The sequence below is a fragment of the Actinoplanes sp. NBRC 103695 genome (genome assembly GCF_030269485.1).
Classification (GTDB): domain Bacteria; phylum Actinomycetota; class Actinomycetes; order Mycobacteriales; family Micromonosporaceae; genus Actinoplanes.
In genome coordinates this window covers 247,215-268,885 of record NZ_BSTL01000002.1, presented here as the reverse complement: position 1 = coordinate 268,885, position 21,671 = coordinate 247,215, and the positions used below count along the sequence as shown (strand labels likewise).

The 21,671-nt window shown below is 71.1% G+C and carries 15 protein-coding genes and 1 riboswitch; of the genes, 5 read left to right on the top strand and 10 right to left on the bottom strand.

The annotated features are described in order from the left end of the window. Positions 1 to 54 precede the first annotated feature (54 nt). The 8 genes from mraY to QSK31_RS03570 all read right to left on the bottom strand — a co-directional run bounded on the left by mraY (position 55) and on the right by QSK31_RS03570 (position 9,966). Positions 55 to 1,161 carry a phospho-N-acetylmuramoyl-pentapeptide-transferase gene (gene mraY, locus QSK31_RS03605; protein WP_285680874.1) on the bottom strand — a complete coding sequence of 369 codons (1,107 nt, stop codon included), beginning with the start codon at positions 1,159 to 1,161 and terminating at the stop codon, positions 55 to 57. Then, a complete protein-coding gene (locus QSK31_RS03600; RefSeq protein ID WP_285680872.1) occupies positions 1,158 to 2,510 on the bottom strand; it encodes a UDP-N-acetylmuramoyl-tripeptide--D-alanyl-D-alanine ligase in 1,353 nt (450 codons plus the stop codon). Before QSK31_RS03600 ends, mraY begins: the two co-directional genes overlap by 4 nt. Further along, entirely contained in the window at positions 2,507 to 4,033 is a 1,527-nt protein-coding gene (locus QSK31_RS03595) for a UDP-N-acetylmuramoyl-L-alanyl-D-glutamate--2,6-diaminopimelate ligase (protein WP_285680870.1), read from the bottom strand. Before QSK31_RS03595 ends, QSK31_RS03600 begins: the two co-directional genes overlap by 4 nt. Positions 4,034 to 4,054: 21 nt before the next feature. Next, the gene (locus tag QSK31_RS03590) at positions 4,055 to 6,424 is read right to left on the bottom strand and encodes a peptidoglycan D,D-transpeptidase FtsI family protein (RefSeq protein WP_285680868.1); all 2,370 of its coding nucleotides are present in this window, start codon (positions 6,422 to 6,424) and stop codon (positions 4,055 to 4,057) included. A gap of 6 nt (positions 6,425 to 6,430) precedes the next feature. Further along, on the bottom strand, positions 6,431 to 7,018 hold the full coding sequence (ftsL, locus tag QSK31_RS03585) for a cell division protein FtsL (protein ID WP_285680867.1): 588 nt from the start codon (positions 7,016 to 7,018) through the stop codon (positions 6,431 to 6,433). After that, positions 7,015 to 8,070 carry a 16S rRNA (cytosine(1402)-N(4))-methyltransferase RsmH gene (gene rsmH / locus QSK31_RS03580; RefSeq protein WP_285681399.1) on the bottom strand — a complete coding sequence of 352 codons (1,056 nt, stop codon included), beginning with the start codon at positions 8,068 to 8,070 and terminating at the stop codon, positions 7,015 to 7,017. Before rsmH ends, ftsL begins: the two co-directional genes overlap by 4 nt. Before the next feature lie 202 nt (positions 8,071 to 8,272). Then, the gene (mraZ, locus tag QSK31_RS03575) at positions 8,273 to 8,704 is read right to left on the bottom strand and encodes a division/cell wall cluster transcriptional repressor MraZ (protein WP_285680865.1); all 432 of its coding nucleotides are present in this window, start codon (positions 8,702 to 8,704) and stop codon (positions 8,273 to 8,275) included. 461 nt (positions 8,705 to 9,165) lie between these two features. Then, positions 9,166 to 9,966 (bottom strand): C40 family peptidase, encoded by an 801-nt coding sequence (locus tag QSK31_RS03570; protein ID WP_285680863.1) that lies wholly within the window; start codon positions 9,964 to 9,966, stop codon positions 9,166 to 9,168. Positions 9,967 to 9,972: 6 nt separating this feature from the next. Beyond that, positions 9,973 to 10,153: riboswitch (cyclic di-AMP (ydaO/yuaA leader) on the bottom strand. Between the two features lie 363 nt (positions 10,154 to 10,516). Here QSK31_RS03570 and QSK31_RS03565 point away from each other — a divergent pair. The 4 genes from QSK31_RS03565 to QSK31_RS03550 all read left to right on the top strand — a co-directional run bounded on the left by QSK31_RS03565 (position 10,517) and on the right by QSK31_RS03550 (position 14,370). Continuing rightward, positions 10,517 to 11,740 carry a MurT ligase domain-containing protein gene (locus QSK31_RS03565; protein ID WP_285681396.1) on the top strand — a complete coding sequence of 408 codons (1,224 nt, stop codon included), beginning with the start codon at positions 10,517 to 10,519 and terminating at the stop codon, positions 11,738 to 11,740. Further along, positions 11,730 to 12,443, top strand: coding sequence for a type 1 glutamine amidotransferase (locus QSK31_RS03560; RefSeq protein WP_285680861.1), 714 nt, complete (start codon positions 11,730 to 11,732; stop codon positions 12,441 to 12,443). Before QSK31_RS03565 ends, QSK31_RS03560 begins: the two co-directional genes overlap by 11 nt. 41 nt (positions 12,444 to 12,484) lie before the next feature. Then, complete coding sequence (locus tag QSK31_RS03555; protein ID WP_285680859.1) at positions 12,485 to 13,327, top strand: TVP38/TMEM64 family protein; 843 nt, start codon at positions 12,485 to 12,487, stop codon at positions 13,325 to 13,327. A 419-nt stretch (positions 13,328 to 13,746) separates the two neighbouring features. Further along, entirely contained in the window at positions 13,747 to 14,370 is a 624-nt protein-coding gene (locus QSK31_RS03550; RefSeq protein ID WP_285680857.1) for a maleylpyruvate isomerase N-terminal domain-containing protein, read from the top strand. A 70-nt stretch (positions 14,371 to 14,440) separates the two neighbouring features. On the opposite strand, the gene leuS is transcribed toward QSK31_RS03550, so the two are convergent. After that, positions 14,441 to 17,254 carry a leucine--tRNA ligase gene (gene leuS / locus QSK31_RS03545; RefSeq protein WP_285680855.1) on the bottom strand — a complete coding sequence of 938 codons (2,814 nt, stop codon included), beginning with the start codon at positions 17,252 to 17,254 and terminating at the stop codon, positions 14,441 to 14,443. Between the two features lie 186 nt (positions 17,255 to 17,440). Further along, positions 17,441 to 20,278, bottom strand: coding sequence for a M36 family metallopeptidase (locus tag QSK31_RS03540; RefSeq protein WP_285680853.1), 2,838 nt, complete (start codon positions 20,276 to 20,278; stop codon positions 17,441 to 17,443). Positions 20,279 to 20,616: 338 nt separating this feature from the next. Between QSK31_RS03540 and QSK31_RS03535 the strand changes: the two genes are divergently transcribed. After that, positions 20,617 to 21,669: an AAA family ATPase gene (locus QSK31_RS03535; protein WP_285680852.1), complete on the top strand. Its 1,053-nt coding sequence runs from the start codon at positions 20,617 to 20,619 to the stop codon at positions 21,667 to 21,669. Positions 21,670 to 21,671: the final 2 nt, after the last annotated feature.

Below are 21,671 nucleotides of genomic sequence, written 5' to 3'. Positions count from 1 at the left end.
ATCATCGTCGCGCCGGACCGATACAGGGCTTCACATACCGGGCGTGTCGCAGATCTATCCCATAACCGCGAGGAAGTCGGAGTAGAACAGTCCCAGGCCGATGGCGACGCAGATGCCGGCCACGATCCAGAACCGCACCACGATGTTGACCTCGCTCCAGCCGGCCAGCTCGAAGTGGTGCTGCAGCGGCGACATCCGGAACACCCGTTTGCCGGTGGTTTTGAACGAGATGATCTGGATCACCACGGACATCGTGACGATCACGAAGAGCCCGCCGATGATGATCGACAGCAGCGTGGTGCGGGTGGCCATGGCCAGGCCGCCGATCAGGCCGCCCAGGCCGAGCGCGCCGGTGTCGCCCATGAAGATCCGGGCCGGGTTGGTGTTCCACCACAGGAAGCCGACGCATGCCGCGGCCGCCGCGGCGGCGATCATCGTGACCTCCAGCGGGTCACGCACCTCGTAGCAGTAGTTCGCGGCGGCCCGTGCGTAGTCGGTGTCACCGCACCAGTGCCGGTACTGCCAGAAACCGATCAGCGCGTACGACCCGAGCACCGCGATCGAGGCGCCGGTGGCCAGGCCGTCCAGTCCGTCGGTGAGGTTCACGCCGTTGGACATCGACATGATCACGAAGACGAACACGATGACCGAGCCGACCTTGCCGACGTCCAGGAAGTCGATGTCCCGGATGAAGGAGATGCTCTCGCTGGCCACCGTCTGCCCGTTGGTGCTGGGCACATACAGCGCCGCCACCCCGAAGCCGGCGCCGACGATCAGCTGGCCGAACAGCTTGCCCTTGGCGCTCAGGCCGCCGGAGTGCTTCCGGCGGACCTTGAGGAAGTCGTCCAGGAAGCCGATCGCACCGCAGAACACGAACAGGCCGAGCAGGACCAGCGCGGTCATGGTCGGCTTCTCCTGCGCGATCTGCCGCTCGGGCAGCGTGGTCAGCGCCAGGTGCCCGGCCACGTAGGAGAGCACCGTGGCCACGATGAAGGCGACGCCGCCCATCGTCGGCGTGCCCCGCTTGCCCTGGTGGCTCTGCGGTCCGAGGGTCCGGATCGGCTGTCCCGCCTTGAGCGCGGTGAACACCCGGATCGCGATCGGGGTGCCGAACAGCGAGATGATGAACGCGACCGCGGCCGCGACGATGACTGCCCTCACGGGCGAACCCCCTCGGGCCGCAGTGCGTCCACCACGTCCCACGTCCGGTAACGAGAACCCTTGACCAGAACCACGTCGCCTTCTTCCGGGCTCAGCAGCGCGATCGCGGCTGGTTGGTCGGCGGCGAGCTCCGCCCGGCCGGTCCAGCCCGGCACCTCGGCGGCGCCGTCCAGGATCGGGCGGGCCTGCTCGCTCACCGCGATCAGCCGGTCCACACCGAGCTCGGCGGCCAGCCGGCCGACCTCGCGATGCCCGGCGACCTCCTGATCGCCCAGCTCGGCCATGTAACCGAGCACGGCCACCGTGCGGCGGCCCGTACCCATCGAGGCCAGCGACCGCAACGCGGCAGCGGTGGACGACGGGTTGGCGTTGTACGTGTCGTCGATGACCGTCACGCCGTCGGGCCGGTCGAAGACATCCATCCGGCGCACCGACTTGATGCGCACCTCGCTCAGCGCGGCGGCGGCGTCGGCGGCCGGCATCCCGGCGGCCATCGCCACCGCGGCGGCGGCCAGGGTGTTGGCCACCTGGTGCCGCCCGGCCACCCCCAGGCGCACGGGATGGCCGGCGAGCTCGAAGGACGCGCGGCCCCGATCGTCCACGCGCAGATCCGTGATGTCCGCCTCACCGAAGAACACGACGCGGGCGGCGGTCCGCGCGGCCATCGCGGCAACGAGCTCGTCGTCCGCGTTGAGCACCGCCACCCCGTCGGCGGGCAGCGCCTCGACCAGCTCACCCTTGGCCAGCGCGGTCTGCTCCAGCGAGCCGAACTCCCCCACGTGCGCGGCACCGATGTTCAGCACCAGGCCGATCCGGGGCGGCGCCACCTCGGTCAGGTGCCGGATGTGCCCGACGCCCCGGGCGCCCATCTCGAGCACCAGGAACCGGGTCTTCGCGGTCGCCTTCAACGCCGTGTACGGATGACCGAGCTCGTTGTTCAGCGACCCCGGCGGCGCGACCGTCTCGCCCAGCCGGCTCAGCAGCTGGCCGATGTAGTCCTTCGTGGTGGTCTTGCCGGAGGAGCCGGTCAGCCCGATCACGGTCAGGTCGGGCAGCCGGTCCAGCGAGAACCGGGCCAGCCGGGCCAGCGCGTCGAGCTGGTCGGTCACCACGACGCCGGGCTCGCCGGTGTCCCTGGTGCCGAGCACACCGGCCGCGCCGGCCGCGATCGCGGCGGCGGCGAAGCCGTGCCCGTCCACCTTCTCGCCGTCGAAGGCGACGAACAGCCCGCCGGTCAGCGGCAGCCGGTTGTCGAACTCGACCGGCCCGTCCACCACCGTCTCCGGGGCGGCGTTGACGAGGCGGCCGCCGACGACGCCGGCGATCTCGCCCAGGGTCGTGCGGATCACGCGCCACCACCCGTCAAAGCCGCGGTCAGCTCCACCCGATCGTCGAACGGCAGCACCTCGCCGCCCACCTCCTGGCCACGTTCATGTCCCTTGCCCAGCACTGCCACCACGTCGCCGGGGCCGGCCATCCGGACCGCCTCGTCGATCGCGGCCCGCCGCCCGGCCACCTCGATGATCTTCGCCGCCGTTCCGGCCTGTTCCGCGCCGGCCCGGACCGCGGCCCGGATCGCCGCCGGGTCCTCGGTGCGCGGGTTGTCGTCGGTCACCACCACCAGATCGGCGCCGCGCGCGGCGGCCGCGCCCATCACCGGCCGCTTGCCGGCGTCCCGGTCGCCGCCCGCGCCGAGCACGCAGACCAGCCGGCCGCCGCGGGCGGTGGCCAGTTCGCGCAGCGCGGTCAGGACGGCCACGATCGCGTCCGGCTTGTGCGCGTAGTCGACGACGCCCAGAACCTCGCCGGGGACGGCCACCTGCTCCAGCCGGCCGGGCACGCCCGGGCAGGCGGCGACGCCGCGGGCGGCGGTGGCCGGGTCGACGCCGACCGCGGTCAGCGAGGCCAGGGCGAGCAGGGCGTTGGCCACGTTGTGCCGGCCGGGCAGGCCGACCCCGGCCTCGACCCGGCCGGACGGGCCGTGAGCGGTGAAGCGCTGGCCGTACGCGGAGGGCCGGATCGCACTCGCCCACCAGGACGCGCTCTCGGCGCCGTCGGCCGAGTAGGTCACGGTTTCCGGCTTGACCAGGGAGGTCAGCGCGTTGTCGTCGGCGTTGAGGATCTCCACCCGGCAGCGGCCGTCGAAGAGCTTGGCCTTGGCCGCGAAGTAGTCGTCGGCGTCGGCGTGGAAGTCCAGATGATCCAGGCCGAAGTTGGTCCAGCCGCCGACCTCGAAGCGCACGCCGCCGACCCGGCCCATGGCGAGCGCGTGACTGGACACCTCCATGACCACCGCGGTGACGCCCGTCTCGACCGCGGAGGCGAGCAGCGCGTGCAGGTCGGTGGCCTCCGGCGTGGTCCGGACACTGTCGACGGTCAGGTCGCCGATCCGGGTCTCGACGGTGCCGATCAGGCCGGTGGTCAGCCCGGCGGCGCGCAGGCCGGCCTCGATCAGGTACGCCGTGGACGTCTTGCCCGCGGTGCCGGTGATGCCGATCATCGTCAGCCGTGACGTCGGGTCGCCGTAGATCGCCGAGGCGGCCTCGCCGAGCACCGCGCGCGGGTCGGCGACGACCAGCACGGGCAGCCCGGGCAGCCCGGCGGCCACCGCCGCGTCCCGGCCCGCCGGGTCGGTCAGCACCGCGACGGCGCCCGCCGCGACGGCCTGCCCGATGAACTCCGCACCGTGCCGGCGAGCACCCGGCAACGCTGCGTAGAGATCACCGGGACGCACCTCACCGCTGGCGTGGGTAATGCCCGTGACCTCACCGTCGACCAGCTGTACCGGTTCGGTCAGATCGGCCTTGAGCAGGGTCGCGAGCGCGGCCAGCCGGTGCGGCGGGACACTCTGGGGGCGGGGAATGCCGGGCACGGCGTCAGACCCTACCCGGCGTCAGGGGAACAGCTTGAACTTGGGCGGCTTCGTCGCCGACGGAGGCACCCGGTAGTGCTGCAACGTCCTTTTCATCATCTCGCTGAAGGCCGGCGCGGCCACGTCGCCGCCGGTGCCGACCGGCACGTCGGCGGAGACCGCGATCACGTAACGCGGGTTGTCGGCCGGCGCCATGCCGATGAACGACCCCGCGTTCTTGCTCGTGTACTGACCGTCGACCAGCCGCTTGCCGGTGCCGGTCTTGCCGGCGATCCGCCAGCCCTCGACCGCCGCCCGCGTACCCGTGCCGCCCTTGCTGTCGACCACGGCCTCCATCAGCGTCCGCAGATCGGCGGCCGCCTGCGGGCGCAGCACCTGGCGGGTGGCCGGGGCCGGGGCGGGCACCACCGGGCCCTCGAACGGGATGGTGGCCTTGATCAGGTGCGGCTGGATGTAGGTGCCGTCGTTGGCGATCGCGGCGTACCCGGCGGCCATCTGCAGCAGGGTGGCGTCGACGCTGTGCCCGATCGGGATCGACCCGGTGGCCGAGCCGGTCCACTGGTCCGGCGGGATCAGCTTGCCCTCCGCCTCGCCCGGCATGCCCTCGCCGGTGGCCCGGCCCAGCCCGAACTTCTGCTGGTACTCGTACACCTTCTCCTTGCCGAGCTTGTCGGCGATGAGGATGGTGCCGACGTTCGACGAGTAGGCGAGCAGGCCCGCCATCGTCATCTTGGTGCCGTTCTTCTGCGGGTGCGTGTCCGCGAACGGGTACCCGCCCCGCCGCAGGGCCTTGCCGACGACCTGGACGCTGTCGGGGGTGATGATCCCCTCCTCCAGTGCCGCGCCGAAGATGAACGCCTTGTGGGTGGAGCCCGGGTCGGTGATCACGCTGGTGACCACGTCCTCCCGGTCGACCGGCTTGGACTCGAACGGCTTGGCGGCGTTGTACGTCGGGTAGCTCGCCTGGGCCAGCACCTCGCCGGTCCGCGCGTCGAGCACCACGGCGCCACCGATGGTGGCGTCCTTCTTGGCCATCTCCTCGGCCAGGATCTGCTGCACCTGGAACTGCAGGTCGCGGTCGATGGTCAGCTGCAGCGACGTGCCCGGCGACGCGGGTACGAGCTTGTGGAACCCGCCCGGGATCTCCTTGTCCAGGTCGCCCCGGCCGGTCTCGTACACCCGCTTGCCGTCGGTGCCGCGCAGCAGTTCGTCGTAGCGCGCCTCGAGACCCTCCAGCCCGGTGTGGTCCTCGCCGGTGAAGCCGATCAGATTGGCCGCCAGGTCGGCGCCGGGCACGTCCCGGCGCTCGTCGCGGTCCTCGCGGATGCCCTTGAGGTTCATCGCGGCGATCTTGTCGGCCACCGGCACGTCCACGCCGCGGGCCAGGTAGACGAAATTGACCGAGCCGCCGCCCGGCCGCTTCTTCTTGGTCATCTGCGCGAGCAGTTTGGACGGCGCGACGCCGAGCAGCGGGGACAGCAGGGCCGCGGCCTTCGCCGGGTCCTCCACCATCTCCGGGTCGGCGTAGATGTAGCGCGCCTCGACACTGTGCGCGAGCGGTGCGCCGGAGCGATCCAGGATGCTGCCGCGCGGCGCCGGGAGCACCACCGTGGTGAGCCGGTCACGGCGCTGGGCGTCCAGCTGCTTCTGGCTCTCCGGCGACTCCACCGACTGCAGCACGACCAGCCGCACGCCGATGGTGGCGAACAGCGCGAGCGCGAGCACGGTGCCGAGCCGCAGGCGGCGTGCGCTGTTGGCCAGCTTGGGTGGATCGGCGGGCGCGGCGGGCGTGGGACGCCGGTCCGTGGGCCGGCGCGGTGGTGGAGGCGGCGCGGTCTTGGCGGTCCGTCCGCCCGCGGTCCGTCGTGGTGCGGGTGCGACGGCGACCTTGCGGTCCTTGCCGACACGACCGGAGGCTTCGGTACGGGTACGCCCGGCGCCCGCCGTGGCCCGGCTCGCGGCCTTGCGCGGTGGGGTGGCCCTGCTCGGTGCCGCCTTGACCGGTGCTGCCTTGGCCGGGCCTGCTTTGGCCGGGCCTGCTTTGGTCGGGCCCGCTTTGGCCGGGCCCGCTTTGGCCGGAGCTGCCTTCCGGGCGGACGGCCTCTCCTCCTCCGGCTCCTCGGCCGGCGCGCCGCGGCGCTCCTTCTGCTTGCCGCCGTCCAGCAGCTGAAGCGCGGGACGGAACGGGTCGGTGGTACGTCCGGCGCGCGGCGAGCGGGTGCGCTGGTCGCGCTCGGCGACGGTACGCCCGCGCGGCGTGTACGCCCGGGCCTCGCCGATGCCGCCGAAGCCACGCCGGCCGCCGTCCTCGTCGCCGGGCGGCACGTCACGGGACGCACCGCGCCGGGGCTGCTGACCCCGGCGCGGTGGCTCGTCATCTCTCGGCGGCATCGCGGCCTACCGCCCGGTGCCCGGAGTGCCGGCCGCCGTGTCCCCACCGCTGGCCGGATCCTGCGCCGTCACCGCCGGCTTGCCCTGACCCGGGACCGCGACGCCGAGGATCTGGCCGTCCGGCAGCGTGATGTACGCCGGCTCGCCCTTCACCAGGCCGGCCCGCTTGGCCGCCGCGTCCAGGTTGCCCGCGCTCTCGTAGGCGGCGAGCTGGTTCTCCAGCTGCTGCTGCCGCTTGTCCAGGTTCTGCTGCTCGTCCTCGAGCCGGCTCAGCTCGAACGAGTTCTCCATGGTCTTGGTGTTGACCAGCAGAATGCCCAGCACCCCGGCCACCACCAGCGTGATGACCAGCGCGATGAACGGTGCGCGCGGCGCCCGGATGGCCGCCGGCGGTGCCACCCGCAGTCGCGGCGCCGGGTTGTCCTCCCGGATCCGCGTCCGCTCCACCGTGTCCAGCCGCAGCGCCGCGGTGCCCTCGGTACGCGCCCCCTGCGCGGTCCGGGTCACCTTCGCCTGGTGCCGGCGCGCGCCGGTCGTTACGTCCTGCTCCGCGGTCCGGCCCCCCGACCGCGGCGCGTAGGTGCGCTCGCTCATGGCCCCTCCCCCTCAATGCGTTCCCCCGGGCGTCGCCGCCCTCTTCCCCCGTGTGGTGCGGGCATCCGGTCCCGGTCGCGGCCGGGGCCTGATGCCTGGTCCTGCTCGACGCGCTCCACCGCGCGCAGCCTCACCGAGGCCGCTCGCGGGTTCGCCGCCACTTCCGCCTCGGTCGGCGGCTCCGACCCCTTCGTCAGAAGCCGCACGCTCGGTCCGGTCCCGGGCAGTTCGACCGGCAGGTCGACCGGCCCGGTGCTGCGCGCCCTCGCGGCGATGGCGCGCTTGACGATCCGGTCCTCCAACGATTGGTAGCTCATCACCACAAGGCGCCCGTTCGGCGCCAAAAGGTCTAGAGCGGACGGCACCGCGGACTCGACCGCGGCGAGTTCGCCATTTACCTCAATACGTAGTGCTTGAAACGTTCTTTTGGCGGGATTTCCACCCGTTCGCCGTGCGGCAGCCGGGATAGCCTCTTTGACCAGGTCTGCGAGGAAGGTCGTGGAGGTGATCCGCTCCCGTCCCCGCTCCTTGACGATCGCCGAGACGATCCGCGTGGCGAACTTCTCCTCGCCGTACGTCCGCAGCACCCGGACCAGGTCACCCGGCTGGTAGCCGTTCACGACCTCCTCGGCCGTGATCCCCCTCGACTGATCCATCCGCATGTCCAGCGGCGCGTCCTGCGCGTAGGCGAACCCCCGGTCGGGCTCGTCCAGTTGCAGCGACGACACACCCAGGTCGAACAGGCCACTGTGGAACACCCGGCGACCGAGCCCGGCCAGCACCGACGGCAGCTCGTCGTAGATCGCGTGCACCAGGTGCGTGCGATCGGCGAACCGGGCCAGCCGGCGGCCGCTGTGCGCGAGCGCCTCCGGATCCCGGTCGAGCCCGATCAGGACCGCGTCCGGGAAACGCTCGAGCACTGCCTCGGCGTGACCACCGAGACCGAGCGTGAAGTCGACATGCACGGCGCCCGGCAGAGCGAGCGCGGGAGCCAGCAGCTCGAGACATCGCTCGAGCAGCACCGGCACATGCGTGCCACGTTGCTCCCCCACGTCGACCCCCAAGTCACCCAGGCTCTGCGTCACCCGGTCCGACCGGACGTCGAATCCGTACCGCCAGATCCCCATCCGCTCGTGCCCGCTGCCGGCGGGCGTCGCGCCTGGCACCGGGGAAGAGGTGCCAGGAACTCAAGCGGCTGGAGATCTCGCAGTACGGCGGCAGCGACGTCTTTCCTGGCTGGTCCGTGCCACGCCGTCACAGTCCTCCGGGCAGCACCCCCTCCTCGATATCGGCGAAGTCGTCCTCGCTCGACGAGAGGTACTGCTCCCAGGCCTGCTTGTCCCAGATCTCCACCCGCGTGCTCGCCCCGATCACCACCAGCTCACGGTCGAGGGCCGCGTACTCCCGCAGGTGTCCCGGGATGGTGACCCGGCCCTGCTTGTCGGGGACCTCGTCGTGCGCGCTGGCGAAGAACACCCGGCTGTAGGCCCGGGCGGCCTTGTGCGTGACCGGCTGCTCGCGCAGCTGCCCCGCGATGCGCTGGAACTCGGGCATCGGGAACACGTACAGGCAACGCTCCTGCCCCTTGGTGATCACGACACCTCCCGCCAGCTCTTCCCGGAACTTCGCCGGGAGAATCAGCCGGCCTTTGTCGTCGAGGCGAGGGGTGTGCGTGCCGAGAAACATCGGCCCAACCCCCCTACGCCCTAACCGGCGGTTCGCGGTCCGCCGTGTCGACTCCGGGCCGGCAGGTCCCCCCTGCCACTGCGCTCCACTCTACTCCACTTCCCTCCACCCGCAACCGGAATCGCGCCGTCCCTGAAACGGATTCGCAGACGTAAGTGCAGGTGGGAGACGTGGAGCGCGAGTGGAGGGGAAACCGGCGATCATGCCGTCCGCTTTCCGACATGACGCCCAGGCGGGCACGAAAAGTTGCCCGGAATAGCGTCGAAAGCCATTCCGGGCGTCGGGGTGGAGCGGAGTGGAGGGGTTCTCAGACGCCGATGGGGCGTGACCCCGGAACCTCGGGTCACACCCCATCGGTGCGATCGTGACGCACCTTACTTACTAAGGCGCCTGGATCAGACCAGCCTTACTCACCAGGACGGCCTGGATCAGACCAGCCTTACTCACCAGGACGGCCTGGATCAGACCAGACGACGCACCACGTAGTTGCCGCCGAACATCTTGCGCTTGGAGACCCGTGCGCCGGAGTGCGGCGAGTCCCAGATCCGGCCGTTGCCGGCGTAGATCGCGGCGTGGTAGCCGTACGAGCCGGAGCGGTAGACGATCAGATCGCCCACCTGCTTCTTGCTCTTGCTGACCGCCTTGCCGTACTTCTGCTGCGAGTTGGCCTTGTGCGGCAGCTTGCGCCCGGTCGTCTTGCGGTAGACGTAGAGCGTGAAGCCGGAGCAGTCGAAGCGGCTCGGGCCCGTTGCGCCGTACTTGTACAGCGCGCCCTTGTGCTTCGAGGCCTCCGCCACGACCTTGGCCCCACTGGCCTTGACCGTGATCAGCACCCGGCTGCTGATGCCCGGCCGCACACTCCCACCGCCGGTGTAGGCGGTGCGGAAGGTGACCGAGGCGAGCGGCTTGCTGTAGAAGGTGACCGACCCGTCGGAGCGGATGGTGCCGGTCTGCCAGGTCTTCCAGCCGTTGCGGTACGCCTGGAGGCGAACCTTTCCGGTGACGGCCTTACCCGTCTCCGGGTTGATCCACTTGGACGTGATCCGCACGGACTTGCCGTACGCGATCGTTCGCGCGCTGACGCTCTGGGTGACCTTCGGCAGCGGCCGCGTGGCCGCGGCGGAGGCGGTGACGACCGGGGTGGTCGCCGCTGCCGCCGGCTGCGTGGCCACGAGCTGGCCGGCGCAGAGGCAGAGACCCAGGGACAGGGCGATGCTGCCGGTGCGGAACTTGCCGCGCCGGCTCGAGGTGCTTTGGTGCACGGTAGAGATATCCCTCCGGCACGCCTGCGGAGTTAGCTGTCGGGTTCGGGCGGGAAGGATGCCCGGCCGCGTGGTGCGGCTTCACCCCAAGATCCTCAGGTAACCGCCGGTAGTGGCGGGCCTTGACGAGGATCGGAAATGGTTCCCCCGTCCCTGCCCCCGTTGCCTGTTGTGGTCGTCCATTACTCGGGTCGTGGTGACCGGTCGGGGCAGGGCTCGGCGTTGACCCGCATCTCCACGAGCCGCAGGCGGTTGCCGGCAGCCAGACCTTGATAACCGAAATTCCGCACGGTTGCGGAGGGTCACTGATCACAGAGAGTGATTGGCACGGGAACCGATGTCCGGTTTGGACGACGGTCAAGACAAATGCCAATGCGCAGTGAAGTTTCACAACTACGCAGGGTCGAAGGTTACGGGTGAATCTCGCCACACAATTAAGAAACTTTGCGATGATCTTGGAGGCCGCTATGTCCACTTTCTCCGGGCGGAGGCGGGGCGCATCGACGGTCTGTCCGGTTCGGGTACTGTCGCCACCGTGACGGACGGGAAGATGCCCATGCGCGCGAAGGTGGCGAGCTCCGTCTCGCGCACCGCCGCGGCGATCTCACGTGCCGCGGGCCGCGGTGACGGCTCGGTGATCGGCGGCTGGATCGGACTCAAGATCGATCCGGACCTGCTGAAGAACCTGGCCGCGGGTCGCGCGATCGCGTTGGTCTCGGGCACCAACGGCAAGACCACCACGACGCGGCTCACCGCCGCGGCGCTCGGCGTGCTCGGCCCGGTGGCGACCAACTCGTTCGGCGCCAACATGCCGACCGGGCACACGTCGGCGCTGGCCAAGGCCGGCGCCACGCCGTTCGCGGTGCTCGAGGTCGACGAGCACTACCTGGCCCGGGTGATCGACGAGACCACCCCGCGCGCGGTCGCGCTCCTCAACCTCAGCCGCGACCAGCTCGACCGGGCAAAGGAGGTGGCGATGATGGCGCAGATGTGGCGGACCGCGCTGGTCGACCACCCCGACATCCGGGTCATCGCCAACGCCGACGATCCGATGGTCGTCTGGGCCGCCACGCAGAGCCCCAACGTCACCTGGTTCAGCGCCGGCCAGCGCTGGCACGACGACTCCTGGGTCTGCCCCGAGTGCGGCTCACCGATCGAGCGGCGCGAGGGCGAGTGGTGGTGCACCGGCTGCCCGCTGCGCCGCCCGCGCGCCCAGTGGGTGGTCGAGGACGAGGGCGTCACCGACCCCAACGGCGACTGGCACCTGGTCAAGCTGCAGCTCCCCGGCCGGGTCAACCTCGGCAACGCGGCGGCCGCGCTGGCCACCGCCGCCGAGTTCGGCGTCCGCGCCATCGAGGGCGTGCCCCGGCTGTCCTCGGTCAGCTCGGTCGCCGGGCGGTACGCGCAGGTCGACCGGGACGGCCGCAACATCCGCCTGCTGCTGGCCAAGAACCCGGCCAGCTGGCTGGAGGCCTTCGACATGGCCGACCAGGCGCCCACGCTGCTCTCCATCAACGCCCGCGACCCCGACGGCCTCGACACCTCGTGGCTGTACGACGTCGACTTCTCACCGCTGCGTGACGGCCGGCCCGTGCTGATCACCGGCGACCGGGCCTACGACCTGGCGGTCCGTCTCACGGTGAACGGTGTGCCCTTCCGCCACGTAAAGACGTTCGACGAAGCGATCCAGGCGTCCCCGCCCGGCCGCCTCGAGGTGATCGCGAACTACACCGCCTTCCAGGACATCCGAGCGGAGCTGGACCGTGTCAACTGAGAGCGTTCTGCGCATCGTCTGGATCTACCCGGACCTCCTGTCCACCTACGGCGACCGCGGCAACATGCTGATCCTGGCGCACCGTGCGGCCCTGCGCGGCATCCCCGCACAGACCTACGAGGTCCGCTCCGACCAGCCGATGCCCGCCACCGCCGACATCTATCTGATCGGTGGCGGCGAGGACGGCCCGCAGGCCCTGGCGGCCCAGCGGCTGATCGCCGACGGCGGCGTGCACCGGGCGGTCGGCCAGGGCGCGGCGGTTCTGGCGATCTGTGCCGGTTATCAACTGTTCGGGCACTCTTTCTTCGCCAAGGGGGCCAAGTTCGCCGGCCTGGGCCTGCTCGACCTGGACTCCGACCGGGGCGAGACGAGGGCCGTCGGCGAGCTCCGCGGCGAGATCGACCCGCGGCTCGGGCTGCCCGCCCTGACCGGTTTCGAGAACCACGGCGGGCGTACCCACCTGGGGCCGGACGTCTCACCGCTGGCCAGAGTGTCCGCCGGCATCGGCAACGACGGGCAGACCGAGGGCGCCTGGCACGGCAAGATCCTCGGCACCTACAGCCACGGCCCGGCCTTGGCTCGCAACCCAGCGATAGCCGACCTGCTACTGCGTTGGGCGATCGGCGCGGATAGTCTTGCCCCCGTCGACGACACCTGGGCCGAAGCGCTCAGAGCCGAGCGACTCACCGCAGCAAGCGTCTGACCAGCAGAAACAGCCCGACGACACAGGAGCGGTAAGCCTTTATGACTGACACCCTGATCGCCCCGCAGGCCATCACCATCCCCGCGGACCCTCAGGCTGCCTCTCCCCTGGCTGCAACCGTCGCCGGCCCTCAGGCGTCTCCCCTGGCCGCAACCGTCGCCGGCCCTCAGGCGTCTCCCCTGGCCGCAACCGCTACCGACGCTCCGGCGCCGGTCTCGTGGCGGCGCCGCCTGGCCCGCTTCGGCGTCCTCGGCCTCGTGGTCGCCGGCCTCGCCGTCGCCGCGTCGGTGCTGCCGCTGCGTGACATCGCCGACCAGATCGCCTCCTTCGGCCCCGCCGCGGCCGTCGGCGTCGCCGTGATCGGCGGGCTGCTGCTCTCCGTGCTGGTCCCCCGCACCGCCATCACACTGGCCTGCGGCGCCCTCCTGGGTGCCACCACCGGCGCGGCGACCGCGCTGGCCGCCGCCGTGATCGCCGCGGCCGCCACCTACTACGCCGGCCGCTGGGCCGGGCGGGGCGCGCTGGGCGCCAAGGCCGACGGCCGGATGAAGCGCCTGGACGGCTGGCTCAACAAGCGCGGCCTGGCCGCGGTGCTGCTGGTGCGTTTCCTCCCGCTCGCGCCGTTCGGCCTGATCGGCTACGCCTACGGCACGACCAGCGTCTGCCGCAAGCGCTACCTGCTCGGCACCACCCTCGCCTCGATCCCGTCCGCGGTGTCGTACGCGGTGATCGGTGCCGCCGTGACCGCCCCCGGCCAGCTGAACCCGATGTCCCTGGCCCCGGCCCTGATCGGCTTCACCCTGACCACCACGATCGTCGTCCGCTGGCGCCGCGCCGCCCGCCGCGACGCCGCCCTCGCCGCCACCGCTCCGGCCGCCGCCTGACCCACCAGGCCCCTGGCCGCCCGGCCGCCCGGACGCCGCACCCAACCCGTCGGGCCGTCAGACCGCCCCGCTCGCTGCGCCGCGCTCGCTGTGCCGCGCTCGCTGTGCCGCGCTCGCTGTGCCGCGCCTCGCTCTGCCACGCTCGCTCTGCCACGCTCGCTCTGCCGCGCCCCGCCCCGCCAGACCCCGCCGCCGCGCTCCGGCCGCGCCAGACCTCGCTGCGTCCGCCTGACCCCGCCTTGGCCGGCCCACTGCCGCCCATCTGGGCGACGCGGCCCCGCTGCTCCGGAGGGTGATGCGTATAGGTAAGCAGAGCCTCAACGAGCCGGGACCGTCGCTACGGCGCCGACGCGATACCTATATGTGCTCAGAGCAAAGCGGCCGCGAGACCTAGCCGCCGCCTCTGGCAGGGTGGGCGGATGAACTTCCGTCACGCCTACCGGGCCGTCGCCGTCTCGTTCGCCGATCTGATCTCGCACGTCCCGGTCGACCGCTGGCACGCGCCCGCACTGGGCGACTGGAGCCTGCTCGACCTGGTCGGTCACGTCGTCACGGAGTTCCGCGACGTGCCCGAGGTGCTCGCCGCCCGGACCGGCACGGTCGAGATCCCATCGTCCGAGGCGTACTGGGCCTTCGCCCGGGTCACGCCTCCCGACGTCGTGGCGAAGGCCCACGCCGAGTCCGGTCGTGGCGCCCGCGAGGCGGGAAAATCACTGGGGAGCGATCCGGCGGCTGTGGTCAACGAGGTCGTCGGCCGGGCCACGCAGGCGCTGGCCGCGGTCAAGGACGACGACATCGTCACCACCGCGGCGGGCGGCATGCGGGTGCGGGACTGGCTGCCGACGCGGACCTTCGAGCTGGTGGTCCACGGTCAGGACGTGGCCGAAGCGGCCGGCGTGGAGTTCGCGCCCGGTTTCGAGGCGCTGGCGGAGGCGGTCTCGCAGGCGACCCTGGTGGCCGTCGCCGTGGGCGACGGCCCGCTGCTGCTGCGGGCGCTGACCGGCCGCACCGCGCTCCCCGACAACTACTCGATCATCGGGTGAACCCAGAAGTGGTAGGCAAATCGGGCACCCGACGTGCGGATGCCCGATTTGCCTACCACTTCACGAACCGTCAGACGACGACGCTGACCAGGCGGCCCTTCACGACGATCACCTTTTTGGGCTCGCGGCCGGCCAGTGCCTCGGACACCGCGGACAGCGCTGCCTCGCGTACCGAATCCTCTGGCGCATCCGGCAGAACCTCGACCCGGCCGCGGACCTTGCCGTTGATCTGCACCGGATAGGTGATCGACTCGGCCTTCAGCTGGACCGGGTCCGCCACCGGGAAGTCCGTGTACGCCAGCGTGCCCTGGTGGCCCAGCTTGCCCCACAGCTCCTCGGCCATGTGCGGGGCGAACGGGGCCAGCATCAGCACCAGCGGCTCGACGGCCTCGCGGGTGGACACCGTCTGCGGGGTCAGCGCGTTGGTCAGCTCGATCAGTTTCGCGATGGCCGTGTTGACCCGCAGTTCCTCCAGGTCGGCGCGGACCCCGTCGATGGTGCGGTGCAGCAGCCGGCGGGTCTTGGCGTCCAGTTCGCCGTCGGTCACCCGGACGGCGCCGGTCTCCTCGTCGACCACCAGGCGCCACACCCGCTGCAGGAAGCGCTGCGCGCCCACCACGGCACGGGTGTCCCACGGCCGGGAGGCGTCCAGCGGGCCCATCGCCATCTCGTACACCCGGAAGGTGTCCGCGCCGTACTCGTCGCACATCTCGTCGGGGGTGACGACGTTCTTCAGGCCCTTGCCCATCTTGCCGTACTCGCGGACGACCTCCTGGTCACCGTGGTACCACTTGCCGTCGCGCTCGGTGACCTCGTCGGCGGCCACGATCATGCCGCGGGCGTCCCGGAACGCGTACGCCTGGATGTAGCCCTGGTTGAACAGCTTGCGGAACGGCTCGAACGAGGACACGTGGCCCAGGTCGTACAGCACCTTGTGCCAGAAGCGGGCGTACAGCAGGTGCAGCACCGCGTGTTCGACGCCGCCCACGTACAGGTCGACGCCGCCGCAGTCGCCCGGCTTCTGCGGGCCCATCCAGTAGGCCTCGTTCTCCGGGTCGGCGATCGCCTTCTGGTTGTGCGGGTCGGTGTAGCGCAGCTCGTACCAGCACGAGCCCGCCCACTGCGGCATCGTGTTGGTCTCCCGGGTGTACATCCGCGGCCCGTCGCCCAGGTCCAGTTCGACCTCGACCCAGTCCTTCTTGCGGGACAGCGGGGTCTCCGGCTCGCTGTCCGCGTCGTCCGGGTCGAACGTACGCGGGGAGAAGTCGTCCACGTCCGGCAGCTCGACCGGCAGCATCGAATCGGGCAGCGCTACCGGCAGGCCGGTCTCGTCGTACACGATCGGGAACGGCTCGCCCCAGTACCGCTGCCGGCTGAACAGCCAGTCGCGCAGCCGCCAGGTGGTGGCGCCGCGGCCGGTGCCCTGCTCCTCCAGCTTGGAGATCATCGCGGCCTTGGCATCCGCCACGCCCATGCCGTCCAGCCAGTCGCTGTTGACCGCAGGACCATCCCCGGTGTACGCGCCCACGAAGCCCTCGGGCGCCTGCACGGTACGGATGATCGGCAGCTCGAAGACCTCGGCGAACGCCCAGTCGCGCTCGTCCTGCCCGGGCACCGCCATGATCGCGCCGGTGCCGTAGCCGGCCAGCACGTAGTCGGCGATGAACACCGGGACGCGGGCGCCGTTGGCCGGGTTGGTCGCGTACGCGCCGGTGAAGACGCCGGTCTTCACCTTGCCGTCGGCGGTCCGCTCCTCCTCGGTCTTGGCGGCCGCGGCGGCGCGGTAGGCCGCCACCGCCGCCGCGGGCGTGTCGTGGCCACCGGTCCACACCGGCTTCGTGCCGTCCGGCCAGGCCGCCGGAGCGATCCGCTCGACCAGTTCGTGCTCGGGCGCCAGCACCATGTAGGTGGCCCCGAACAGGGTGTCAGGGCGCGTGGTGAACACCGTGATGACGGAGTCGCCGACCGGGAAGTCCACGTGGGCGCCCCGGGAGCGGCCGATCCAGTTGCGCTGCATGTGCTTGACCGGCTCGGGCCAGTCCATCAGTTCCAGGTCTTCGATCAGCCGGTCACCGTACGCGGTGATCCGCATCATCCACTGCTTCAGGTTGCGCTGGAAGACGGGGTAGTTGCCGCGCTCGCTGCGACCGTCCGGCGTGACCTCCTCGTTGGCCAGCACCGTGCCCAGCCCCGGGCACCAGTTCACCGGCGCCTGGCTGACGTACGCCAGCCGGAACCCGTCGACGACCTCGCGACGCTCCACCGCGGACAGCGCCGCCCAGTCACGGCCGCCGGGCACCTCGCGGGCGCCCGCGTCGAACTCGGCGATCAGGTCGTCGATCGGCCGGGCCTTGCGGATGTCCGGGTCGAACCACGAGTTGAACACCTGCAGGAAGATCCACTGGGTCCAGCGGTAGTAGTCCGGGTCGATGGTGGCGAACGAGCGGCGGTTGTCGTACGCCAGGCCCAGCCGTCGCAGCTGGATCCGGTAACGCTCGATGTTCGCCTCGGTGGTGGTCCGCGGGTGGGTGCCGGTCTGCACCGCGTACTGCTCGGCGGGCAGCCCGAACGCGTCGAAGCCCATCGGGTGCAGCACGTTGAACCCGGCCATCCGCTTGTACCGGGTGTAGCAGTCGGTGCCGATGTAGCCCAGCGGGTGCCCGACGTGCAGGCCGGCGCCGGACGGGTACGGGAACATGTCCTGCACGTGCAGTTTCGGCGCGCCGGACCGTGGATGGTCCGGGTCGGCCAGGTCGCCCACCGGGTTGGGCGCGGCGAAGGTCTCGTGCTCCGCCCAGTACGCCTGCCAGCGCGGCTCGATCTCGCCGGCGGTCGCGGCGGTGTAGCGGAACGGCGGGGTCTCGGGGTCGCTCATCGTCACCATCTCGTCTTCAAGTCAGCTGGGCCGGGGTCGTTTCAGGGCACAAAAAAGCCCCTCTCGCAGGAGGGGGCGCCGCGCTGACGTCAGGAGTGACGGGTCAGCACGGCCGGCTAAGAAGCAGGAACGACCGGGCCATGTGTTGCATGATACCGGTCGCCGCCGGGTGGCGGCGACCGGTATCACCGGTGGCTAGACCGCCGGAGATCCGTAGATCGCCAGCTCGGTCGAGTCCAGGAACGTGCAGCCGCTGATCGGGGCCGGGCAGAGCCCGGCCGCCTGCGCCTGCGAGTTGACCATCGTGAACCGGATGTACGCCACCCCGGTGCCGCCGGCGGTGACCGGGACGATCTGCGGGGTCACCGTGTTCAGCGGGAACCGGCCGCTCGCCGCGACGGTCCAGGCCGAGCCGTCCGCGGACGTCTCCACCCGGAAGTCACCGGTGCCGGCGCTCGCGTCGTCGCCGCAGGTGGCGGACGGGTTGATCACCAGCTGGCCGATGTTGACCGCGGCGGGCAGCTTGATCACCTGGTTCTGACCGTTCGCCGCGACGTCCGAGCCCCAGCCGGAGCCCTGCGACTGGTCGATCAGGCCGATCGGGCCACAGCCGAAGGACGTGTAGTCCGGGCCGGTGGCCGACACGACCGTGGCGCCGCCGCTGGCCGCCGCCCAGTCCCGGCGCACCGCCCAGTCCTTGCGGTTGGTGCCCGACCGGATGGAGATCGACGGGACCGAGTTCGGGTCGTAACCCGCACCCTGAGCGAAGACCTTCGGGTACGTGCCCGGGATGATCCCGCTGATCGTGTACGTCCCGTTGGCCGCCGTGACGGCCGCGTAGTCACCGGCGAAGCCGGAGGCGTGCCCACCGAAGGCAACCGAGACACCCACCGCGGGACGGCCGGAGTCCTGGTCACTGACGGTGCCGGTGAGCGAGCCACGCGGCGAGTTCGGGTTCGGCGGCAGCGAGAAGTCCTCGGCCGGCGACGTGTCGGCGGCGTTCAGCGCGCCGGCGAAGTAACCCATGCCACGGTCGGCGAAGACCTGCCAGATCTTCTTCTGCAGCTTGCCGTCGTTGACGACCAGATCCGCCTGGAGGATCGAGTTGCGCATGTCCAGGAAGGTCGGGTCCGACGGAGCCAGCTCCATGGCCCGGGTGACCAGCGAGCGCGACTTGGCGCTGCCGATGACCTTGCGCAGGTCCCACAGAGTCTGCGCCCAGATCTCACCGTCGGCGTGCACCTCGGGGACGCCGGAGGGACGAACCCGTCCGTAGTCGCCGTAGGTGTAACCGCCCTTGCCCGCGGCCGGGGTGCCGGCACAGGCGGTGACGGTGCTGTTCAGCGAGCAGTCGGTCGCGGCGGTACGGATCGAGCCGCCCGCGGCCCAGTAGACGCCGACCTTGAGCTCGCCGTCCGCGGCGGTGTCCGCGAGCAGGCCCTTCGAGGCCAGGTAGTCCATCGCGTACCAGTCGCTCCAGGCCTCGCCCATGGCGCCGGCCTGCTGGCTGTTCAGCGTGGAGTTACCGGTCGCGTCCACGACCAGACGGTTGGACAGACCGTGGGTGTACTCGTGGTACACCACGTCCGCCTCGTCACCGGTGTTCGACGCGATGAACGTCGCACTCGGCTTGGTCAGGTACATCTGCATGCGCGGCGAGGTGCCGTCCGGCGGCGTCGCCATGTTGGCGTTGTCGTCGTGGTCGGCGTCCGGCAGGCCGTTGGCGGTGTTGGCGCCGTCCATCGCGTTGCCGACGACCGCGTCGCCGTCGACCGCCTCGAAGTTGCCGGCGGCGCGGGTGAACCCGATCGGGGCGGCGGCGAGGTGGTCGTGCCAGTTGCCGAGGAACCAGTACATCTGCGTCGCGTTCTGCGCCCGGTTCGTCTGCCAGGAGTTCGGCACCGCCGGGTTCCAGGAGCACTTGTACTGCGCCGAGCACCGGCCGCCGACCTGGCTGGTGAAGTCCACGAAGGGGAATTCGAAGCTGCGCTTGGCAGCCGGGAGGACCTCTTCGGTCGCCTGGGCGGTGTCGTCGTCGTTGACGTCGGAGTAGACGTGCGCGACGTTGCCCTCGAGCTTCGGGGCGTCCACCGGCAGCCACTTGTTCAGGTTGACCGTGCGCTGCGTGCCGCCGGATGGGGCACCCGGGTAGTTCTCCCAGGTCTGCGCCCGGTCGTGGGCCACGATGCTCTGCCGGAACAGCACCTTGCTGTCCGCGGCGTCCACCACGCTGAGGTAGCCCTCGTCCATGGTGAGCACCTGCCAGGCCAGCTTCGGGCCCGAGGCGGTGTTGAAGACGACCTGGCGGGCGTTGCCGCCGTCGGTGAACTTCGCGTCCTTCGCGGAGGCCGAGCTCACGGTCGCCGCCGAGTCGCCGAAGACGTCCTGCACGGCGGCCTTGCGGGCGGCCGCGGCGTCGAGCTTGGCCGCGCCGGCCGAGGCGGGCAGGCCGGCCAGCGGCGAGCCGTCGACCGAGATGAGCCGGCCGTCCTTGGCGATGTGTGCCTTGACGCCGTTGCCGAAGACCTCGACGCCGCCCACGCTCTGCGTGAAGCTCAGGTGCCGGGTGCCCTCGATGTCGACGTAGTCCTTGCGGAGCTTCAGCCCCGCGAGGTCGGCCGCGCTGAGACCGAAGACGTCGCTGTGCGCGGCCAGGTAGTCGCGGGCGATCGTCTCCGGAGCGGCCTTGCTGGCGGCGGTCAGGAAGCCGTCGAGCTTCGCGACCTGGCGGGGTGTGCCGGTCGCCTGATCGATCTCGACGACGCCCTGGATGCCGAGCGCCTCGCGCAGGTCACGGGTGGGCGACCCGGCCTTCGCCGCGGCGACTGAGCGCTTGGCCGCGGAGGTGCCGGGCTTGGCGGGAGCGAGCGTACGGGCGTCGAAGTTGGGCAGCTCCGACGGCGATCCCGCCGGCTGGGGTGCCGGGGCGGCCGGCGCCGCCTGCGCGGTGGCAGGCAATAAGCCGGCGAGTAACACCACGCCCGCGGCGGAGGCCAGCCACCGCCGGCTGGATGGTGCATGCAGGTTTTTCAATTCAGGTCCCCTCGGCCTGTTTCGGAGACCCGGCCGGCTCTCGTGGAGCCTTCGTGATGGTCGGAACCCCGATCGAGTAGTTCGAGGGCGATCGTTCCGCCACATCGACTTAGGTAACCAGATCGATGTCTGATTCGTTACTCGACCGTGATGATCGTCCGGTTGACCGGGCCTGGCATCCTGTCCAGCGCCCGGCTCGGCGCTTTGCTGTGACCGGGCTAACCTGTGGAGACGGGCGGCGAGCGCCGGAGGCCCACGGACCGCCGGCCGCCCGCGAACCTTCGGTGCCCTTTCGGTGTACGCACGTAGGAAGGGCGAGGACGACATGGAGGAGGCCCGTGACAACCCCCACCTGGGATGAGCCCGGCGGACCGATGCAGCTCGACGAGTTTCGCGTCGCCACCGAGGCCATCATGGCCAACATCGAGCACGTCATCGAGGGCAAGCACGCAACCGTGCGGCTCGCCCTCGCCGTGATGCTGGCCGAGGGCCATCTGCTCATCGAGGATGTGCCCGGCGTCGGCAAGACCAAGCTGGCGAAGGCGCTCGCCCGCAGCATCGACTGTTCGGTCCGGCGGATCCAGTTCACGCCCGACCTGCTGCCCAGCGACGTCACCGGGGTGAGCGTCTACAACCAGGAGCAGCGCGACTTCGAGTTCAAGCCGGGCGCGGTGTTCGCCAACCTGGTCGTCGGCGACGAGATCAACCGAGCCTCGCCGAAGACCCAGTCCGCCCTCCTGGAGTGCATGGAGGAGCGGCAGGTCACCGTCGACGGCACCACGTACGAGCTGCAACCGCCGTTCATGGTGATCGCGACGCAGAACCCGATCGAGATGGAGGGCACGTACCCGCTGCCTGAGGCGCAACGCGACCGGTTCACCGCCCGGATCGCGATGGGCTACCCGGACCCGCGGGCCGAGCTCGCCATGCTCGGCGGGCACGGCGCCGTCGACCCGCTGAACGCCCTGCGCGCCGTTGCCGACGCGGCGATGGTCCGCCGCCTGATCGCCACGGTTCGTGCCGTGCACGCCGCGGACGCCGTCCAGCAGTACGCGATCGCCCTGGTCACGGCCACCCGGGAGGCCCCCGAGATCCGTCTCGGCGCGTCTCCCCGGTCGACGCTCCAGCTGGTGCGCACCGCCAAGGCGGTCGCAGCGCTCGAGGGCCGTGACTACGTCCTCCCGGACGACCTGCAGGCGCTGGCCGTCCCGGTGCTCGCGCACCGCATCATCCCGACGACCGACGCCCAGCTGAACCGGCGCACCACGGACGCCATCGTGGCCGAGATCGTTCACCGGCTCCCGCTGCCGCACGATCGGGCGCGGTCGCCGTACGACACCCGCCAGGCCGGCGACAACCGAGGAAACACGTACGACACCCGGGGGCGGTAACC